The organism is Peribacillus frigoritolerans (assembly GCF_001636405.1).
GTDB lineage: Bacteria > Bacillota > Bacilli > Bacillales > DSM-1321 > Peribacillus > Peribacillus frigoritolerans.
This window is the reverse complement of record NZ_KV440950.1, coordinates 4,335,136-4,354,603: the sequence shown is the minus strand read 5'-3', so window position 1 is coordinate 4,354,603 and position 19,468 is coordinate 4,335,136. Positions and strand designations below refer to the sequence as shown.

Sequence of the window (19,468 nt, the reverse complement as noted above, 5' to 3'; positions counted from 1 at the left end):
TATTAATATTTCCTTTTGTATATTTGATTTTAGGAACTGAGATATTTGGTGTTTAAGTTTTTGATAATACTGATGATCTTTCTTCGATTAACAGGAGCTTTAGTACTATAGGTGTAATAAAAGAGAGTATAAGAATTAGTCTCTTTTATTTATACATAATTAACATTAATGTTTCACAAGCCTAAATAAATGGACAGTCAAAGGGGACACTCAATAGAGGTCCCCCTTTCATAATGTATTACGGTAATGAAGTTTTATATTGTTCCATTAAATCACCTGCATATAAGCTTGTTATCATTAAGAAAATGGCAAGCCCGATGTATAATGAGAACCAGATGACTTTTGTTTTGAGACTCGATGAGTAATAGGATTTCTCTTTATCCCTAATTTCAGTTTGTTCTTGCACTTCTTTAAAGAACTTTGCTGCTATTCGTTCATAGGTGCCTATATTTTCAAAATCGGTCGGTCCGTTCTGGTATTCATTCGTATTAGCAGCATCCATTAAGGATCTATAAATATTAAATTTTACCTCGGTCAGCTGTTTTTCTTTTAGCTTATTATCATCAAATAGCGGGATATGCCAACTCTTCATGTTGTTAAACTTTTCAAATTGTTGGCTTGATTCCATATTCCAAATATTAACCAGGCGAATTTTTTCTTCATCTGTTGCAGCTGCATATTGTTCTAGTTGCCTTAATCCAAATTGATTCAATTCAATGATGATGTCTCTTTGATTTCTGGTTGTCTCGCTACGAATTTCTTTCCACCACTTAGAAATGCCCAATAATAAGAAAAGAATTAAGAATGGATTTGGATGGAGAAATAAATATACAACCATCCCGATAATCCCTACTACCCAAAGCTTTGTGGAGATGACTCCCACTATACGTCCTCCATCAAGAGGATGCACAGGCATTAGATTAAATAGGTTAATCATGGCTCCAAGTGTAATAACTAAAAGCCAAAATGGATTTTCCGTCATCATAAATAGGGGGATGGCAGGTAGAAATGCTAATGTACCTAATAAAGGACCACCGAAGGCAAGATAAGCTTCTTGGTTAGCATTCTTGGGTTCTTCCTTAAGGGCAATTAATGCTCCGACAAAAGGGATGAAAATGGCATTGGATGTTTTGATGCCTTTTCTCTTTGCAGCAAGTAAATGCCCCATTTCATGGATGTAAATTAGATAGACTAGGGCTACGGCAAATTTCCAACCGTAAACCAAGGCATACGCACCTAATGAAACGAAAATAGAAATCAGGGAACCTACTTTTGCTATTTTCAATAGCGCAAACAACCATTTCATTTTCCCCAGGAAAAATAACCCGATGGCCCCCAAACCTACCCATCCTTTTTTCGATATAGATTCTTTCAAAATGTACCTCCTAGAGTAAATGGGAAAACAGATGACCCCAGTGACACTAAGTCTATCTGAGCTCCTTCTTGATTTATCACCTTACTAATATCCTTATTATATCGTATTGGGTAATCCAATTATTATCATCTTAGTGATATTTTTCTAGAATATTACCTTTCAAGTATTACATTTTATAATTAAGATAGAGTTCTGTCCTTAATACTTAGGGCCCTCACAGGAACTAACAAAGGCTCAAATCCTTGATATCAAAGCATATCCAAATATCATTCCTGTGTGTTTTTATGCATTGCACAAAGTTGCACAGAAACTGCATGTGAAGGTGAATCGTTCGTTGCATGACGCTAGCCACTTTGGTACACTATGCAGAAGTGCATTTCAGCTAGGATTGACTATCGAATGATAGATAAGATGCTGTCATCTTTACATAATTCATGGTCTTTTTAAGCGGTGGGGTGCTCCCGAACGAAATATGGTACAAAAGCTTAACAATATAAAAGTTTTTCTAAGAGGACCATCTGTTCCCTCATACAGCAGGAGTTGTATGGGGGCTTGTATTTTATTGAGAATTTTCTGTTTAGATGAAATAAGGAGGAAGCAATGAACAATTATAAATTGACCATTCAATATGATGGCGGGCGCTATAAAGGCTGGCAGCGACTTGGTAATAGTGATGATACGATCCAAGGGAAAATAGAAAATGTATTAACGGAAATGGCAGGGGAAAAAATCGAGATCATCGGATGCAGCAGAACGGATGCCGGTGTACACGCCCTTGCTCAAATCGCCAATTTTAAGATTGGTGAAAATCTGACTGAAGTTGAAATCATGGATTATTTGAATAGATATTTACCAAGAGATATCAGCATTGTCGAGGTTACGTTAGTCCCTGAACGTTTTCATGCACGTTATAATGCTAAGGATAAAACCTATTTGTATAAGATCTGGAACGAGCCATACACAAATCCTTTCATGAGAAAGTACAGTATGCATGTAGAGGAAAAGCTGGATATCACTAGAATGAAAAAAGCATGTCAACATTTTAGAGGTGAACATGATTTTACTGCTTTTTCAAATGCAAAATCCAAGAAAAAATCCATGGTACGTGAAATATATTCCATTGATATAGAAGAAGATGCCGGTTTCATCGAAATTACAGTACGAGGCGATGGATTTCTTTATAATATGGTTAGAAAGATTGTCGGGACGTTGATAGAAGTTGGGTTGGGTGAAATAGATGCTGAAAATATACCAAGTATTGTAGAGTCAAAAGAAAGAATCCAAACGGGCCGTATGGCGGAGGCAGCTGGGTTATACTTGGTAAAGGTTGATTTTTAGACCGGATATTGATGCATGTGTTAATGAATGTAATGTGTACAGGCAGTAGAAAAAGGGAAGTAATAGGGAAGAATGGTAAAGCGGAAAATACGAAAGAAGGAGAGATTTTCATGAGATTAGCAGGAAAGAAAATAATCAGTCTTGTGCACCATGATTTTGAAGATTTAGAACTCTGGTATCCGATTTTACGTTTAAAAGAAGAAGGGGCGATTGTTCATCTCGCCGGAGAAAAGGCGAATGAAACATATATTGGAAAATATGGTGTACCAGCTATATCTGATTATGAGTATGGCAGTATCAAGGCTGAAGAATATGATGCCATTCTTGTACCGGGCGGTTGGGCACCCGACAAAATTCGCCGGTTTCCTGAAGTGATATCACTTATCCAAAGCATGGAAGATAATAAAAAACCCATTGGGCAAATTTGTCACGCTGGTTGGGTGTTGATATCCGCGAAAATTTTACAGGGGAAGAATGTAACGAGTACACCTGGCATTAAAGATGATATGGAAAACGCAGGGGCAACTTGGATAGATGAGCCCGTCGTCGTAGATGGAAACCTTGTGTCAAGCAGGCGTCCGCCTGATCTGCCGGATTATTTAAGGGAATTGATAAACGTGATTGAAAAGGGTTAAATCCATAGTACGGTGAAAAAGTGTTTTTCCTTCTGGAAAAAACACTTTTTTATCCATACCCAAATTTATTTTAATAGTGATTATGATAAAGATCATTCCCTTGATTGATCCTTAATCAAATCAATATATAAATTTCCTTTTGTCCCTACGACAGCATAGGAGATATCAAAAACAACAAGGTTCCTTTTTTCGAGTTCAGCCATCAACCATCCTTCATTGTAGGTGTGTGTGGATAGGTTATCATATAAGATTTTTCCGTCATAGACCAGTTCAATCGGTACAGAACCTGCTGGGGGCAGTATTGGTAAATCCTGCTTGGCGGCATTTTGGTATTGTTCTTTTTTTAATACAGAGAGTGAACCATTTATCTCTAAAATGGCACATTCAACTTCATCTATGTTGAAGATATCTTTTCCCCGCAAAGCCTGTTGAAGAGAATCCAGTGAATACCCCATCCGTTCCATTGACTCTTCAAGAATTCTTCCTTTTTGAATTAAAGTGGCAGGTTCTCCGGCAATCCATTTCCCGAAACGCGGATTTCGAACCGCTAGAAGATTGAGCATGAAAACGACGGTACCCATAATAATTATGGAAATGATGAAATACAGGAATTTAATTTTAATATTGAATGCTAGATTTCCTGCAATTGTCCCCATCGTAATGGAAGCGATATAAAGGTGATAGGTCTTCTGGGCAATTGTCTGTTTACCGAGAATTTGGACAAATACCCACAATAAAATAAAAGAGGTAAAGGTTCGAAAGATGATTTCAACAGATTCCGACATGACGATTTCTCCCTTACAAAACTCCCGACATTCGTTTGTGATAGTATGTTCTTACACCTTGCCATTTATTTATTCTGTAAAGGAAACAGACAAGAAACCGTCTTTGATTTGGGAACCCCTCTTACATGAATTAATAGATTTAAACGATTGGTGCGATACATAAAAAATGAATTTCCATAAACCAGCATTCATATTAGTGAAATATAGGAAGCAAGCCGCCCTTTACTTGCTTCTTTTTTATTTGATTTGATAAATCCATGGATATGTTTACTTAGTATCGATTAAGAAATTTCTACGAATAATAGTATCAAAATACATTTGCACGGGGGTATGTTTTGAGAAATATTCAGGAAATTTTCATTGACGATATAAAAAGCATTTATAAAAATTTCTTTGTTTGTATCGTGGTCGTCTTTCTCATGTTCATACCTTCCATTTATGCGTGGTTTAATATTGTTGCATCATGGGACCCGTATGCAAACACGGAAGGAATTCTTGTCGGTGTTGCCAATAATGATAAAGGTGCGGAGTTAAATGGCAAAGCCGTGAACATAGGCAAGGAAGTAATGGAAGGGTTAAAGGAGAATAAGGATCTGGGCTGGAGGTTCACATCGGAAAAAGAAGCGATAGAAAAGGTGGAAAAGGGTGATTATTATTCATCCATCATCATTCCGGAGAACTTTTCCGAACATATTGCGACGATCATGACCGATGACCCTAAGAAGGCGGGGATTGATTACTATGTAAATGAAAAAATCAATTCCATTGCTCCTAAAATTACGGCAGCGGGTGCCAACAGCATTGTGGACAATGTGAGCAAAACCTTTATCAAATCAGCCAGTGGGAGTATCCTTGCAATCTTTAATGAACTGGGAATCACCCTGCAAAACGAGTTGCCGACGATTCAAAAAATGAAGAATATGGTTTATTTATTGGAGGCTGAACTGCCTGAGCTTGAACAAAATATCAAAACCGTTCAAACACATGTCAAAAAGGCTGAAGATATCATTAAGAGGGTCAATGATGGCCTGAATTCGATAGAAGGAATAACATCACAGAAGGACAAATTGGTATCGGACGTTTCTAGTTATGTAGATTCAACAAGGCAGGCATTCGAAGGAATCAATCCCCTCTTGAAAAATGATATTGCGAAAATAAGGAGCGATAATGAATCCATTTTAGTGCTGGCAAACCGGTTAACGGGTCAGGATTTACCTGACAATGAGTCGGATCAGCTAGTGGAACAAGGTGTAACGAGGATAAATAAAGAGTTGTACCTTTTGGACAGTATGTATAATTTATTGGTGAGAGTCAATCAATTTAATGAGAAAAACGTGCTTCAGCCAGAAATACAGCTGGTTGATGAACTAAGAGATAATGCTTCGAACCAACTTCAAGCGCTGACTGACCGAGCATACGGCAATCTTATCGAACTTGGCAGGAACAATGATCAAGTCTTGGCAAGCTTCCAGGAGAGCTATTCAAAGGAAACGGGTCCAAAATTCAATGAAATCTGGAATGAAACAGAAGCAATATTGAATAATGTCCAGCTTACGATGGAGGAGGGAACCAAGGTTCTTCCTGAGGTGAGGAAGCTGTTGAATGAGACCAATCGAACATTGGAAACACGTACAGCGGATATTGATAAGTTACAGAATAAGTTTCCGGAAATCGAAACGAAAATAAAGGCTCTGGCTTCTAAAATGAGGGAAATTGATAAGTCTTATAATATGGAAGAAGTGATCGATTTCCTAAGGAATGATATTGAACAAGAAAGTGAATTTTTTTCAGAACCAGTTCTGCTCAATAAACACAGTCTCTTTCCGATTCCGAACTATGGATCCGCCATGTCTCCTTTCTTTACGGCACTTTCCCTTTGGGTCGGCGGTACAATATTGATTTCCATGCTTAGCGTGGGTGTTTCTCAAAAGGTCTACAGCCCGTATCAAATTTATATCGGGCGGTATCTAATATTTTTCATCATTGGGGTGATGCAGGCCCTTAGTGTTTCCATTGGGAATATCGTCCTTATCGGTGTTTATGTAGCGGATAAATTTGAGTACATCCTGTTTTCCGTTCTGATAAGTACGGTATTTACACTCATTGTCTACACCTTCGTTTCCGTTCTTGGAAATGTTGGAAAAGGGATAAGCGTCGTCTTGATGGTCCTTCAAATATCAAGTTCAGGAGGCACCTTCCCCATTCAAGTCACACCGCCCTTTTTTCAGCATATTAACCCTTTCTTGCCATTCACCTATGCTGTGGGTTTGCTTCGTGAATCTGTTGGGGGAATAACCTGGAGTGTAGCTGGCAAGGACATTTTTATCTTGATTCTCTTTTTAATAATCACGTTCATCTTAGGTGTTATTTTGAAAAAGCCTCTGCATGCAAGGACACAAAAGATGAAGAATAAATTGTATGGAAGCAGGATTTTTTAAGGGAATTGAAAGAGTGTTGGTGACCGCGGTTAACTGAAGTTGAAAATTATGGATATATTCAGCCTGAACCCTTAAAAGGGGCTCGGGTTTTTTTATTTGCTGAATGGTATTTATGATATGTATTTTTATGTAGGTTTGGAATATTCATCAATACATTGACAGTTGAATAAAAAGATACCGATAAATTAGAATTTTTGCATTTTTATAGTTGACAAAAACCATTGGATTAATCATTATTAAGAAATAATGTTTAGTAAATCGATGCGATATAAAAGTGGGGTGACTTTATGTATTTAACAATAGATGGCATTGAAAAAAGTTTTAAGAATGAAAAGAAAGAAAGCATAAAGGTGCTCGATAAGATAAACATAGAGGTCGAGAAAGGAAGCTTCGTTTCGATCGTCGGACCTTCAGGATGTGGTAAATCCACGCTCCTTTATCTGATTGCCGGCCTCGATAAGGCAGATACAGGTGAAATACGTGTAGCTGGGAAAAAAGTGGTGAAGCCAGGTCCGGAACGGGTTGTCGTGTTTCAGGAGGCGGGGTTATTTCCTTGGCTGACAGTACTTGAAAATGTTACATACGGATTGAAGTTAAAGAAAATGCCCAAAGAAGAGGCAAAAGCCAAGGCATTGGACATTTTAAAGATGGTTCACCTCAGCCGATATGTTGACTCCTATCCTCATCAACTCTCAGGAGGAATGAAACAAAGGGTAGCCATCGCAAGAGCGTTGGTGATGGAACCGGATATCCTGTTGATGGATGAGCCATTCTCCGCACTTGATGAGCAAACGAGGATGGTTTTGCATAAAGAGCTGCTCGAAATCTGGAGAAAAACTAAAGTGACGATCTTTTTCGTTACCCATAATATTCGCGAGGCTGTTCAGCTTTCCGAAAAAATTATCGTCTTTGCTACCCGTCCCGGGAAAATCAAAGAGACGATTTCCGTTCCTTCCATGAAAGATGGAGTTATGCCGGATAGTGTAACTTTGCATACAGAACAAAGGGTTCTATCGATTTTGCAGGAGGAAATTGAAAAAGTGCTGAAGGAGGAAATGGGGAATGATTACAGCTTTAAGACGAATCATATTCATCGCGATGATAGCGGGGATATGGGAAGTCACATCTAGACTTTCCAGTCTTCCGGATTTCATGTTCCCGAGCCTGACTCAGGTTTTGGAAACTCTGTTTAAGGGACTGATGAGCGGACAAATAACCGAAGCCATCGGAAAAAGCCTTGGCCGTATCCTGATCGGCTTTATGATTGCGATTATAGTAGGTCTGATATTAGGATATTTCATTTGGCGCTTTAAATTGGTCGAAGATACTTTAGGATTCGTCGTGACGGCTTTACAGTCCATTCCGAGTATCGTGTGGTTTCCTTTAGCGATCATTTGGTTTGGATTGAATGATTTTTCGATCCTCTTCATCGTCACCATCGGCGCAACTTGGACGATGACGGTTAATGCAACAAGTGGCTTCCGGAATGTACCCCAGTTGTATCAGCGGGTTGCCAAAACATATGGATCGACCGGATTTCATTTTCTTCGCACGGTGATTTTACCAGCATCCGTCCCGCAAATAATATCCGGTCTCCGAATTGCATGGGCCTTTTCCTGGCGTGCATTGATGGCAGGTGAATTACTTGGCGGGGGAGGCGGTCTTGGCCAATTGCTGGAAATGGGAAGATCACTTGGACAAATGGATTTGGTCATCTCCGTGATGATCATCATCGCAATCATCGGAACAATCGTGGATAATGTCGTCTTCTCCCGTCTTGAACGTAATGTTCAACTGAAATGGGGAGTGAAGTAACGGTAGTTTAATAAAATACTAGTTATAAAGGAGAGAAAAATATGCTGAAAAAATCATTCTTTACCCTTATTCTGTCTGTATTGTTAATCGGAATAGTTAGCGGATGCACTCAATCCAGCAGTAATGATGAAGAAGGGGAAGGGTCCGGGGGGAAATCGGTGAAAATTGGTTATTTTCCTAACCTAACCCACAGTGCAACGATCATTGCACTTGAAAAAGGCTTTTTCGAAGAAGAGTTCGGTAAAGATGTCAAGATTGAAACCAAAACAGTGGCCAATGGAGGATTATTCATGGAAGCAATGGCCACAAACGCCATTGATGTCGGAACGGTCGGGCCTGGTCCATTGCTTAACTTTTACGTGAAAAACCCTGAATACCACCTGATCTCCGGGGCTGTTAATGGAGGTGCCGTACTTGTGGCTAGCGAAGGCAGCAAGGTAACGGATTTAAAAGATTTGGCCGGTAAAAAGGTAGCGATTCCCGTCATTGGAAGCACACAGGATGTCATGCTTAGGAAGGCCCTTCAAGATGTAGATTTAAAACCGACTACAAATGGGGGGACAGTTGAACTGTATGCGGCAGCACCTGCTGACACAACCGCCCTTTTTGTTCAAAAGTCTGTCGATGCAGCAGCGACCCAGGAACCATGGGGGTATGTATTGGAAAACCAGGCAAAAGGAAAGCTGGTGCTTGACTGGGATCAATTTGCATGGGGAAAAGATTCACCCAACACGGTAGTGGCTGCAAGCCAGAAGTTCTTGGATAAAAAAGGGCTCGCTGCTTCCTATTTGAAAGCTCATGATAAAGCGGTGAAGTTCATACAGGAAAACCCTGAAGAAAGCCAAGAACTGGTCATTAAGCATTTGAAGGAACTGACTGGAAAAGAATTAAGCAAAGAAGAAGTGGCTTCAGCATTTTCACGCCTTGAAGTGACAACAGAAGTTAATGAGCAAGTCATTCAAGAAATGGCCGACATAAGCAAGGAAGCCGGTTATATCCCTAGCAGTGATATAAAAGGCATGATCGATTTATCAATTCTTGAAGAAGTGTCCAAATAAATGGAAACAAGCAAGCGCCTCAGCCATCCTGGCTTTGGCGCTTTTTTTAAATGGCCGGATTTATCCATTTTAATTAAGCGGGGAAATAATCCTGATATAAACACCTCAGGTCATGAACTCCCTGTTATGGACAGACCTGATCCAATGCTTGGATAACATGATCAACCTCCTCCCAGGAATGGATGGTAGCGCCTGAAGCCAGTGAATGTCCTCCACCATTGAATTGACGTGCGACTGATGCGATGGGAATATTCCGTGAACGTATCCTGACACGGATTTCAGAAGGGTATTCGATGAAGAAAGCCCAGATTTTATTGTCCCTGACACTTGATAGCGTATTGACTAAATTCGAAGCTTCGAGTCGATCCACACCATACATATTTAAAAGCTCGTCCGTTATAATGAAGTAAGCTACCCCTTTATCGGTTACCTTGAAGCTCATGAGAATGTCTTTTTGAAGTCTGGAAGCGTTTTTCGCCTTAACATTAAGGCTGTTATGGATTCTTTCTGGCTGAATATTATAGGTTCTTAAGTGCGAAACCATTTTTAATGTCCTGGGAGTGGTATTCCCATTCGTGAAATTCCCTGTATCACTAAGTATTCCTGCATAAAAAGATTTAGCCGCTTCTTTATTCATGATGAAGCCTTCTGGAAATTCCAAGAATAAATCAACAAGCATTTCACTTGCAGAGCTATAAGAAGGGTCGACCCAAGAAATGTCACCGAATTGTTCGTATTCGGGGTGGTGGTCAATTTTGATCAGCATGTCTCCATGATCATATCGGGAATCACTGATCCGTGAAATGTTGGCAGTATCACAAACAATCACTAAGGCATCTTTGTATTTGTTATCGGAAATGACATCCATATCACCTATGAATAGAAGCTTATCCACTTCCTCGCCTACCGCATAGACTTCTTTAGAAGGGCAGGAGTGCTTCAATAGCTTCTTTAAACCGAGTTGTGATCCCAATGCATCCGGGTCCGGATTTACATGACGATGAATGATGATTGTGTGGTATTTCTTGAACGCTTCGATTATTTCCATTTTTTTATTGTCCATAGCGCCATCCCCTTTTTAACCTTTCCTTGTCTGCCGAGTGACAATTGATAATTATGTAAAATTCATATATTGACAGTTATACCTATTCAATCATCACATGCCAAACGAATAAAGGCAATTCCGATTACTTTGGATGGGGGGGGAGTCCTGAAGCATACGGAAAGTATACGGAACAGATGTAATAAAACACTCAAACAAAATTATTGCAAAATTCAAAAAATGCAACTATACTTAATTTACCAAACCGATGACAACAAGTTACCTTGTTGCATGGCCGGCTTGACATAAAAAACTGGAATCCATAAAAATTGACTTGGTTCACTTGATCTTCCTTTGCAGGAAGACAGTTCGTGGATAAGGGTCAGTGAAACATTCAATGTAATGACATTGTTGGTTTTACTGGCTCTTTTTTGTGTATCCACGACAGTTTGAAAGGGGTGATGATATGAATGGAGCTTTGGAGGGAGTCAGGATTATCGATGTATCCCGCGTTTTGGCGGGGCCGTTTTGTTCAATGATTCTCGGCGATTTGGGTGCCGATGTCATTAAAATCGAGCATCATGAATCAGGGGATGAAACGAGAGGGTGGGGGCCGCCATTCGCCGAAGGAGAAAGCGCTTACTATTTATGTGCAAATCGAAATAAGCAAAGCATGACCTTGAATTTAAAATCTGAGGAAGGAAAAGAGATTTTCCGGAAGTTGGTGGCTTCAGGGGATATAGTGATTCAAAATTTCAAGACAGGCACTTTGGGAAAACTGGGGTTGGGTTATGAGGATTTAAAGGAAATCAACCCCAACCTGATCATGGCCTCGATTACAGGATTTGGTTTAACCGGTCCTTATAAGGATTTGCCTGGCTATGACTATATCATTCAAGCGATGAGTGGTTTGATGAGCATCACCGGAGAGAAAGATGGGAGTCCCGTGAAGGTCGGAGTGGCCATAGCTGACATATTGACTGGCTTGTATACATGCATTGGCATTTTATCCGCTTTACATCATAGGGATAAATTGGGGGAAGGACAGGAAATTGATATTTCATTGATGGATTGTCAGGTTTCTTCATTGGTGAATGTCGCCAGCAACTATTTATTCAGTGGCTTGACCCCTGAAAGAATGGGGAACCAACATCCAAATATCGTTCCATACCAGACGTTCGGGACAAGGGATGGAGAGCTTGTCGTGGCTGTGGGAAATGATGATCAGTTCAGGAGATTTTCAACCGTTATAGGCAGACCTGATTTAGCGGAACAGGAACAGTTTAAACATAATGAAAAACGTTTGCAAAACAAGGAAGAATTAATACCGATAATAGAGGATTCGTTGAGAGGTAAGACAAAGAAGGAATGGAAAAGGCTGTTTGATGATGCAGGGATACCGAATGGTCCGATTAATGATATAGCAGAGATGTTCGAGGATCCGCAAATCATCGCAAGAGGCATGTTGGTGAGCATGGAGCATCCCACAATCGAAGATCTGAAAGTGACGGGATCTCCCCTGAACCTTTCAAAAACACCGGTTACCATGAGAAAGCATCCGCCTCTCTATGGCGAGCATACCGATTCCATTTTGGCTGAAATAGGATATAGTCCAGATCAAATAAGCAAATTCAAGGAAAATAAAATTATTTAGGAGGAATTTTAATGATGAATTTCGAATTAACAGAAGAGCAGCAAAGTGTGAAGAAAGTGGTAAGGAAATTTGTGGATAAGGAAATCATTCCATATATTCAAGAGTGGGATAGGCAAGGTCAATTCCAGCCGCATATTTTAAAAAGGTTAGCTGAATTGCAGTTGATGGGCGTGTGTATACCCGAAGAGTATGGCGGGGTCGGAATGGATTATAATACCCTAGCCATCGTTTGTGAAGAGCTGGAGCGGGGAGATACGGCTTACCGAACTGCAGTTTCTGTACATACAGGGTTGAATAGCATGACCCTGCTTCAATGGGGGACGGAAGAACAAAAACAGAAATATTTAGTACCCCAGGCAAAAGGAATCAAGATTGGTGCTTTTGGGCTGACTGAACCGAATGCAGGGTCTGATGTAGCGGCGATGAAATCAACGGCAAAACGTGTTGGGGACCATTATATATTGAACGGGTCAAAAACATGGATTTCGCTCTGTGATTATGCAGATCATTTCCTCATTTTCGCCAAGACGGATCATGAAGCCGGTTCAAGGGGAATCACTGCCTTTATCGTGGAACGGACTTTCGAGGGAGTGGAGTCGAAAGCCATTAAAGGAAAATTGGGAATTCGTGCCGGGAATACAGGCGAGATCTTTTTAACGGATGTAAAAGTTCCGGTGGAGAATAGGCTTGGTGAAGAAGGTGAGGGCTTTAAAATTTCCATGTCTGCATTGGACAGCGGCCGGTTTACAGTGGCCGCAGGTGCTGTAGGGTTAATAGAAGCAAGCCTGGAAGCAAGCTTGAAGTATTGCCATGAACGAAGCACATTCGGAAAAGAGATTGGCAGGCATCAGCTCGTTCAACAGATGATTGCCAAGATGACAGCAAATTTAGAGATTTCCAGATTGCTGGTCTTTAAAGCGGGCACCTTGAAAAATCAAGGAAAAAGGAATACGAAGGAAACATCACTTGCCAAGTGGATATCATGTAATGCTGCTAATGAAGCGGCCAATGATGCTGTTCAAATTCATGGTGCCTATGGCTACTCGGATGAATATCCAGTCGAACGTTTTCTGCGGAATTCAAAAGCTCCGGTCATTTACGAAGGAACCCGTGAGATTCATACTGTAATGCAGGGTGAATACGCACTTGGCTATAGACAAGATAAAGAGCTTCGCAAGCAATTGCCTGCATGGCCCTTCGAGCAAGTTTCCGTACATTAACTATAGATAGAGGAGATCAGATCAGATGATGAACACATACTTTATTGCAGGGCATGCAAAACTTCCACAAGGGATGGCAGCGAGAAATATATACGATTCAATCACGATCACGGTGGAGCTTGACTTTAAATATGGAGTAATAGTCGAGGCTTCCTGTACGCTTGCTACAGAGCATGGAAGGGAATTCATCCGTCAACTGCTGCGCGGTTATTGCCTGAAAGATGGTATCGAAGAATTGATTGATCGTGTGCAAATTCATTATCGTGGGAAGGCTTGTCAAGCCATTCAAGCAGGGCTGAAGGATGTGTATGCACAGTTCGAATTGGTCTCCGTTAAATAAGTGAAACCGGAAAAGGGTCCTACTGTATGTAAGAGGGTAGGATCCTTTTAATATAGGTACAGGTTCTAAACAGGATTATGCTAGAGTCGGAATAACCGTTGCAGGTATAAAGAGACATTTGGATGGTTATAACTGAACGTGATAATTATAAAACACAAAAACTCGTCATTATACGACGAGTTTTTTGTATTTAAAACGTTAAGGTAAAGCTTAATGACCAGTGAAAAATATTGATTGTGCATTAAAACGGATTCGAGATGCTAGAAGCACCATTTCCGTTTATTGCGAAAGTTATTGCAGCAGAGCCATCTGCAGTTGTTGGAGGAGCACCGGTTTCTGCTTGTGCGCCTTTGTCTGCTGCAAGTAGATCTCCTTTTCCAGCAAGAGCCCCTTTGCGTTCCGGAAGTTGATCGTTTCCAGCAAGACCCCCTATGAGTATTCCTGCTTGTGCGCCTTTGCGTGCGGCAAGTGGAACTGCTCGTGCGACTTTGAGTGCCACGAGTGGACCGATTCCTGCCCATGCAACGTTTAGTGCTGCAAGAAGAGCACCCTTTATTGTTACTTGTACGTGAATGTCTGCCTATTGGATGTGGGTCATTAAACATGAAATCGCTTAACCCCATGGAATTGGCTCTATCCACCGCATTTTGTATGTCACGAATGATGTCTGACATATATAATCCCCCTTTCTATACATTAAACTATGTTGCTTGTACGTGATGTGCTAAAGATAATCCCCAATCTTTTTAAAAATAGTGTTTTTAGGGTGACATCCTTCGCTTTTTTTCCATAATTTAATAGGAAAGTGAAGGGAAGGGTTATATGAATTCTGACAAGAAGGTGCCTGTGTACCAGCTTTATGTACCACCAGTTCATTTAATGGAACTTCGCAGAGATATATGGTGCAATGATCCTTTACCGGCAAAGTTAACAATTAACGGAAAAAAACTTGAGATTGATATTGTTTACCGTGGCTCACATATCCGGGGTTTTCGCAAAAAATCCTATAATGTAGTCTTTTATAAACCTAATACTTTCAAGCATGCCAAGGAAGTTCATTTAAATGCCGAATATAAAGATATATCTTTACTAAGAAATAAATTATCTTTAGACTTTTTTGCGGATATAGGCACCTTGTCACCGAACTCCCAGTTCGTTTTCCTGAATATGAACGGAAAGGACGAAGGGATATACCTCGAATTGGAATCGGTGGATGAATATTATTTGAAGAAAAGGGGGCTCCCCAAGGGGGCCATTTTCTATGCAGTGGATGGTGATGCCAATTTCTCATTGATGAGCGATTTGGATAAAGGAATCAAAAAATCATTGGAGATGGGCTATCAAAAAAAATGCGGGACAGAAAAGGAGGAATTATATTTACAAGAGCTGATCCTCCAAATCAATACAATTTCAAGAGTGGATTTTGAAAAGGAAATCGTAAAATATGTCGATGTGGAAAAGTACCTGCGCTGGCTGGCCGGTGTCATATTCACGCAAAACTATGATGGGTTCGTTCATAACTATGCTTTGTATCGAAATGGAGATACCGGTCTATTTGAAATGATTCCATGGGATTATGATGCGACATGGGGCAGGGATGTTAACGGGAAAGTGATGGAAGAGGATTATGTGGGAATCGGGGGGTTCAATACATTGACTGCTAGAATCCTTGATGTAAGGGGATTTCGTGTCCGGTACCAAGAGCTTCTTAAGGAGATTTTGAACAATCATTTTAACGTGGACTATATGAAACCTATCATTCAGGAAATGCATGATCAATTAAGACCTTATGTATCAAAAGATCCATATATCAAGGGGAATATTGAGAAATTTGATGATGAGCCCGAATTCATCCTGAAATTCATTGAGGCCCGTGCGAAGTATATAAATAGCCACCTGTATAAATTGGATTAATAATTCCTTTCGTTTAGAGATGGAACAATGAAAAATATAGTGGCAGGAATGCTGAATAAAAAGCATTCCGGCTTTTTTCTGCACGATTCCATTTGCTTTTCTATACTATTACAGCTATGTTTGATAGAAAGGTATAATCTAATGTAATGAAGGATGGGAATGGATTGACTAATCATAGCCGCAAACCGGCATATATATATACATTTACATGCACCCCTGACGAACGCTCATTATCTAAAATGGAGATGCGTTCTTTCTTTGGCTTTGAGACTTCAGGGGATATTTTGAAAAGTGATATAGCCATTGAACCGAGCAGGAGCCCTTTTATAAAAGGGCGGGTCGACATCATGTTTGAAGGGGAAAGCATATCCGAAATCGTTGAGCAAGTAAAGGGTATTCATTTGCCTGACTCGACATTCAAAGTAGTATTCGTGAAAATTAATGATTTGAATAAAGAAGAAAAAATAGATTATGATGGACAGCGTGAAATTGAACGGGAGATTGGCTGGCACATTCAGGGGAATGCCGATGTACGTAATCCAGATCAGGTCTTTGGAATCGTGACGCTTGGCGGTCGTTGGTATTTTGGGAAGTATGTCAAACCTGAAGCGGTTTGGTTAAAACATATGAAGAAGCCCCGTGAATATTCAACTGCGCTTAGCACGAGAGTGGCGAGGGCCATTGCCAACATTGCCGTTCCACATCCGGATGGGGTGAAGGCAATTGATCCATGCTGCGGAATTGGAACGGTATTGGTGGAAGCCCTTTCGATGGGGATCAATATTGATGGCCGGGATATCAACCCGCTTGTTACCGACGGTTCAAGGGAGAACATTGCCTATTTCGGCCTCGAAGGTGATGTAACTACAGGTCCGATTTCGGAGGTCACCAGTAAATATGATGTAGCGATTATCGATATGCCCTACAATTTATATACACATGCGACGCCGGAGGATCAGCTATCGATCCTTAAACATGCCAGGGGCTTTGCTGACAAGGTCGTCGTCGTAACGATCGATACGATGGATCATATGATTGAAGAAGCTGGATTTGAGATTGCTGATCGCTGTGTTGCCAGGAAAGGCATTTTTTCCAGAGAGATTGTCGTGTGCGTGTAAGTATCTTCAGCAAGAAAAGGCTGAAATTTTAGTGTCAATTAGACAAATAAAAAGGGCTTTGCTGCCATCTGGCTTCGATATTCAACCGATGCCAGATGGCGGACAAGCCACCTTTACAATTAAGTTTCAAAATTAACTAGATTCCGGGTGTAGATGAACTTTCAGGGATTTTTTCATAGTCTGATGGATTAAGATTATGAACCGATCCATCTGTTACACCATTGATAATACCCATTAGCCCCGTTTCAACCGTTTTTACGAGCTGGCCATTCTTTTTTTGCCCAAAGTTTTGTGTTTGACCACTAACTTCAAATAGAACCGTCCCACTTCCGTTTAAAGCAAACGTCCCTAATGCAGTTCCTGGCAAGTCAATGGATTGATCGTATAATGAAATATTTGTAAAAACTGAATTCCCTTTTGCTTGCAGTGCATTATACGCAGTAAGTGTCAACTGACGGGAGAAATCATATTTAAAATCATCTGCATACTCTGCATATTTAGCCCCTTCTGGAGTGCTAGGGTTAGGAACGAATTTTCCTGATATTGACATAGTCGCGCGCTCATCAGTTCCTTCGATATATGGGAACCCCTGGTGATGAAGATCGATAAAAACATCCACTTTCCCGAATTTCGATTTTAACTCTTTATATGTGTCACGTACCGTTTGCGCTTCTGGGGTAATAAACCAGCCCGGCTTTTCAGATGCTCCCGGGAAGTCTTGAGGCTTTGGTACATAATTTAGGTCTGGATTGAAGTCACGATTAACATCAAATCCCGGTTTGCTAGCATAGTCGTCTCCTGATCTGGGAGTAGTGTAATAGTTCCAAGTAGGTTTTGCATTAGAAAGTTGGGGGAATTTACCTACAACTTCAGACCATTTCATCTCATTTCCACGACGATCAAGCTCTGAGCCGTCTACGTTCATCATTGGAATGGCAACAATTGTTAGTTCATCAAGCACTTTCTTTACCTCAGGCGAGTTACTTTGACCAAGGTTTTTAAGAATGTTCAATAACGCGACAGTTCCAGTTTTTTCATTTCCATGAATTTCACTTTGAATAAGAACGACTTTGTCACCATGACCGACAGTCACTTTTTGAATGGAACGGCCTTGATTCGTTTTTCCGGCCACTTCTACATTGACTATCCCTGAACTCGCTTGCTCAAGTTGATTTAATTCTTTTGCAAGTTCGTCATAATTTAGGAATGCTTCGGTAGAAAGGTTCGTTCCGCCTGTCGGATTTGGTCCTCTTTCAGCTAAGCTGACATTTGGGCCAAGTAATGCTGCGGCTACTACTGTTGAACTTAAAACCTTTAATAATTTTCTATTCACATTCAATCCCCTATTCTGAAAATATTTAATATTCAGAAATATATTCTTCACTTTCTAATCGTTTTCCTGTTAGATTCATTAAAACACCCAAAAAGACCTATGTATTTCAGATTCAATTATTTTGTACATTTTTCCCATAAAAAAAGTCCCTACTTAGTGGGGACGATTTCGAATTCAGCCTTTATTGATGTCATTTAGCTTGATAATGAACTACATTTTCAACGAGTTGTTTCGTGACCTTCCCCTGATATTCCAAATAATCCAAATGGCCGATGATTTCTGACATGACGAGCGGGAATTCTGTTATATACTTTTGTTTGTAAAACTCCTTTGCCAGCTCATTGCCTGTAGAAATTCCGGATTCTATCAAGGCCAGGATCTTTTGTGATTTCCTCTCTATGCTGTTGAGTCTTTTTTCAATCGTATGACCAGGTTGTTCAATGATGTTACCATGACCAGGAAAGAGGAGATTCACACGTAATGCTAAACATCGTTTTAATGAATCGATATGATCTACAAGAGTCAGCATTCTATTACCGTTTTCATCAGGTTCGATCAAGGCATTGCTTGAGATATGTTCAATCAATAAATCACCGGCAAGAAGCCGTTTCCCTTCTCGGTCAAGGAAAGCAATTTGATCCGGGGCATGCCCGGGAAATTCGATCACTTCAAAATTCAGCCAGTGTTTTTCCGTGATTGCGATGATGTCACCATTCAGTTTTTGATCTTTATTATTATCGACCGCGTTGAATAGGTAAGCCACTTGTTTATCTCCAAGTTCACCACAGCCCATCTCAAGGTATAGCTGTTTATAAAATTCAATTCTCATACTTAAGAAGTCAGGGTCCCTTTTTAAACGGGGAATGGATTTAGAATGGGCATAAACGGGAATCGGATGGAGTTCGGTAATCCGGTTGACCAAACCAACATGGTCTCCATGGTGATGGGTTAACAAAATTTCCGTGATGTCCCCAACTGTAAATCCATTTTCGTTTAATGTTTGCTGCAGTGCATTCCAGCAAACGTCATCATTCATACCTGCATCGACTAATGTTAAAGATTCATCCTGTTTAACTAAATAAAAGTTTATACTTTTTAAAGATAAAGCGCTTGGAGCTATAATTGGATAAACTTTAAATGTTGTATTCGTTTTCATGAACGTCCCATATCCTCCTAAATCGAGATAAACTTCATCTGGAAAATTGCGATATTACTAATGACCGAATAGATGTAAATGGTTATTATTCTATGATTGGTTGAATGAATTGAAACTGTCAAGCGGAAGCTTCCAGGCAATCAAGAAATTTAATAGTAAGATTGATTGGAAATGGATGGTCTATTTATCTAGTTTATTTTAAAATTGAATAAACAAGCTAGTCATTTAGCCAATATTCTTTAAATTT

Annotated in this window: 17 protein-coding genes and 2 pseudogenes; 11 read left to right on the top strand and 8 right to left on the bottom strand. The window is 40.2% G+C overall.

Features of this window, described 5'->3' with window-relative positions; genetic code table 11:
* Positions 1-238: 238 nt before the first annotated feature.
* Together A6755_RS28365 and A6755_RS28360 are read right to left on the bottom strand one after the other, a co-directional pair.
* Entirely contained in the window at positions 239-712 is a 474-nt protein-coding gene (locus A6755_RS28365; protein ID WP_431188843.1) for a hypothetical protein, read from the bottom strand.
* Positions 713-782: 70 nt separating this feature from the next.
* Positions 783-1,363: pseudogene (locus A6755_RS28360) on the bottom strand (site-2 protease family protein); the annotation flags it as partial.
* A 612-nt stretch (positions 1,364-1,975) separates the two neighbouring features.
* Here A6755_RS28360 and truA point away from each other — a divergent pair.
* Together truA and A6755_RS20520 are read left to right on the top strand one after the other, a co-directional pair.
* Positions 1,976-2,713, top strand: a complete 738-nt coding sequence (truA, locus tag A6755_RS20525) for a tRNA pseudouridine(38-40) synthase TruA (protein ID WP_063591800.1) — start codon at positions 1,976-1,978, stop codon at positions 2,711-2,713.
* Positions 2,714-2,823: 110 nt separating this feature from the next.
* On the top strand, positions 2,824-3,348 hold the full coding sequence (locus A6755_RS20520) for a type 1 glutamine amidotransferase domain-containing protein (protein WP_063591799.1): 525 nt from the start codon (positions 2,824-2,826) through the stop codon (positions 3,346-3,348).
* Positions 3,349-3,440: 92 nt separating this feature from the next.
* On the opposite strand, the gene A6755_RS20515 is transcribed toward A6755_RS20520, so the two are convergent.
* Positions 3,441-4,133, bottom strand: a complete 693-nt coding sequence (locus A6755_RS20515) for a DUF421 domain-containing protein (RefSeq protein WP_063591798.1) — start codon at positions 4,131-4,133, stop codon at positions 3,441-3,443.
* A 335-nt stretch (positions 4,134-4,468) separates the two neighbouring features.
* Here A6755_RS20515 and A6755_RS20510 point away from each other — a divergent pair, with 335 nt between their 5' ends.
* From A6755_RS20510 to A6755_RS20495, 4 genes are all read left to right on the top strand, one after another.
* Positions 4,469-6,571 (top strand): YhgE/Pip domain-containing protein, encoded by a 2,103-nt coding sequence (locus tag A6755_RS20510; RefSeq protein WP_063591797.1) that lies wholly within the window; start codon positions 4,469-4,471, stop codon positions 6,569-6,571.
* A gap of 287 nt (positions 6,572-6,858) precedes the next feature.
* Complete coding sequence (locus A6755_RS20505; protein ID WP_034314379.1) at positions 6,859-7,701, top strand: ABC transporter ATP-binding protein; 843 nt, start codon at positions 6,859-6,861, stop codon at positions 7,699-7,701.
* Positions 7,634-8,386, top strand: coding sequence for an ABC transporter permease (locus tag A6755_RS20500; protein WP_034314377.1), 753 nt, complete (start codon positions 7,634-7,636; stop codon positions 8,384-8,386). Before A6755_RS20505 ends, A6755_RS20500 begins: the two co-directional genes overlap by 68 nt.
* A 41-nt stretch (positions 8,387-8,427) precedes the next feature.
* Entirely contained in the window at positions 8,428-9,444 is a 1,017-nt protein-coding gene (locus A6755_RS20495) for an aliphatic sulfonate ABC transporter substrate-binding protein (RefSeq protein WP_034314374.1), read from the top strand.
* A gap of 124 nt (positions 9,445-9,568) precedes the next feature.
* On the opposite strand, the gene A6755_RS20490 is transcribed toward A6755_RS20495, so the two are convergent.
* Entirely contained in the window at positions 9,569-10,507 is a 939-nt protein-coding gene (locus A6755_RS20490; RefSeq protein ID WP_063591796.1) for a DHH family phosphoesterase, read from the bottom strand.
* Positions 10,508-10,952: 445 nt separating this feature from the next.
* On the opposite strand from A6755_RS20490, the gene A6755_RS20485 reads away from it, so the two are divergent.
* The 3 genes from A6755_RS20485 to A6755_RS20475 are packed head-to-tail and all read left to right on the top strand — an operon-like array spanning position 10,953 to position 13,700.
* Positions 10,953-12,140, top strand: a complete 1,188-nt coding sequence (locus A6755_RS20485) for a CaiB/BaiF CoA transferase family protein (protein WP_063591795.1) — start codon at positions 10,953-10,955, stop codon at positions 12,138-12,140.
* A gap of 14 nt (positions 12,141-12,154) precedes the next feature.
* Entirely contained in the window at positions 12,155-13,360 is a 1,206-nt protein-coding gene (locus A6755_RS20480; protein ID WP_063592636.1) for an acyl-CoA dehydrogenase family protein, read from the top strand.
* A gap of 28 nt (positions 13,361-13,388) precedes the next feature.
* Positions 13,389-13,700, top strand: a complete 312-nt coding sequence (locus A6755_RS20475) for a DUF3870 domain-containing protein (protein ID WP_063592635.1) — start codon at positions 13,389-13,391, stop codon at positions 13,698-13,700.
* A 241-nt stretch (positions 13,701-13,941) separates the two neighbouring features.
* Here the strand turns inward: A6755_RS20475 and A6755_RS20470 are convergent, their stop codons facing one another.
* The gene (locus tag A6755_RS20470) at positions 13,942-14,199 is read right to left on the bottom strand and encodes a hypothetical protein (RefSeq protein WP_063591794.1); all 258 of its coding nucleotides are present in this window, start codon (positions 14,197-14,199) and stop codon (positions 13,942-13,944) included.
* Between the two features lie 97 nt (positions 14,200-14,296).
* Positions 14,297-14,374 (bottom strand): annotated as a pseudogene (locus tag A6755_RS28355) (CotG/ExsB N-terminal domain-containing protein); the annotation flags it as partial.
* Positions 14,375-14,522: 148 nt separating this feature from the next.
* On the opposite strand from A6755_RS28355, the gene A6755_RS20465 reads away from it, so the two are divergent.
* Complete coding sequence (locus tag A6755_RS20465) at positions 14,523-15,614, top strand: CotH kinase family protein (protein WP_063591793.1); 1,092 nt, start codon at positions 14,523-14,525, stop codon at positions 15,612-15,614.
* A 146-nt stretch (positions 15,615-15,760) separates the two neighbouring features.
* A complete protein-coding gene (locus A6755_RS20460) occupies positions 15,761-16,732 on the top strand; it encodes a TRM11 family SAM-dependent methyltransferase (protein WP_174878749.1) in 972 nt (323 codons plus the stop codon).
* 136 nt (positions 16,733-16,868) lie between these two features.
* Here A6755_RS20460 and A6755_RS20455 read toward each other — a convergent pair whose 3' ends face one another.
* Both A6755_RS20455 and A6755_RS20450 read right to left on the bottom strand, forming a co-directional pair.
* Positions 16,869-18,065: a M14 family metallopeptidase gene (locus A6755_RS20455; protein WP_063591791.1), complete on the bottom strand. Its 1,197-nt coding sequence runs from the start codon at positions 18,063-18,065 to the stop codon at positions 16,869-16,871.
* 190 nt (positions 18,066-18,255) lie between these two features.
* Complete coding sequence (locus A6755_RS20450) at positions 18,256-19,221, bottom strand: MBL fold metallo-hydrolase (RefSeq protein WP_063591790.1); 966 nt, start codon at positions 19,219-19,221, stop codon at positions 18,256-18,258.
* Between the last annotated feature and the right edge of the window lie 247 nt (positions 19,222-19,468).

Bases quoted from the DNA above. Each gene is read 5' to 3' on its own strand.
- truA (WP_063591800.1), top strand. From the start codon at position 1,976: ATGAACAATTATAAATTGACCATTCAATATGATGGCGGGCGCTATAAA.
- A6755_RS20520 (WP_063591799.1), top strand. From the start codon at position 2,824: ATGAGATTAGCAGGAAAGAAAATAATCAGTCTTGTGCACCATGATTTT.
- A6755_RS20515 (WP_063591798.1), bottom strand. From the start codon at position 4,133: ATGTCGGAATCTGTTGAAATCATCTTTCGAACCTTTACCTCTTTTATT.
- A6755_RS20505 (WP_034314379.1), top strand. From the start codon at position 6,859: ATGTATTTAACAATAGATGGCATTGAAAAAAGTTTTAAGAATGAAAAG.
- A6755_RS20500 (WP_034314377.1), top strand. From the start codon at position 7,634: ATGATTACAGCTTTAAGACGAATCATATTCATCGCGATGATAGCGGGG.
- A6755_RS20495 (WP_034314374.1), top strand. From the start codon at position 8,428: ATGCTGAAAAAATCATTCTTTACCCTTATTCTGTCTGTATTGTTAATC.
- A6755_RS20490 (WP_063591796.1), bottom strand. From the start codon at position 10,507: ATGGACAATAAAAAAATGGAAATAATCGAAGCGTTCAAGAAATACCAC.
- A6755_RS20485 (WP_063591795.1), top strand. From the start codon at position 10,953: ATGAATGGAGCTTTGGAGGGAGTCAGGATTATCGATGTATCCCGCGTT.
- A6755_RS20480 (WP_063592636.1), top strand. From the start codon at position 12,155: ATGAATTTCGAATTAACAGAAGAGCAGCAAAGTGTGAAGAAAGTGGTA.
- A6755_RS20475 (WP_063592635.1), top strand. From the start codon at position 13,389: ATGAACACATACTTTATTGCAGGGCATGCAAAACTTCCACAAGGGATG.
- A6755_RS20465 (WP_063591793.1), top strand. From the start codon at position 14,523: ATGAATTCTGACAAGAAGGTGCCTGTGTACCAGCTTTATGTACCACCA.
- A6755_RS20460 (WP_174878749.1), top strand. From the start codon at position 15,761: ATGAAGGATGGGAATGGATTGACTAATCATAGCCGCAAACCGGCATAT.
- A6755_RS20450 (WP_063591790.1), bottom strand. From the start codon at position 19,221: ATGAAAACGAATACAACATTTAAAGTTTATCCAATTATAGCTCCAAGC.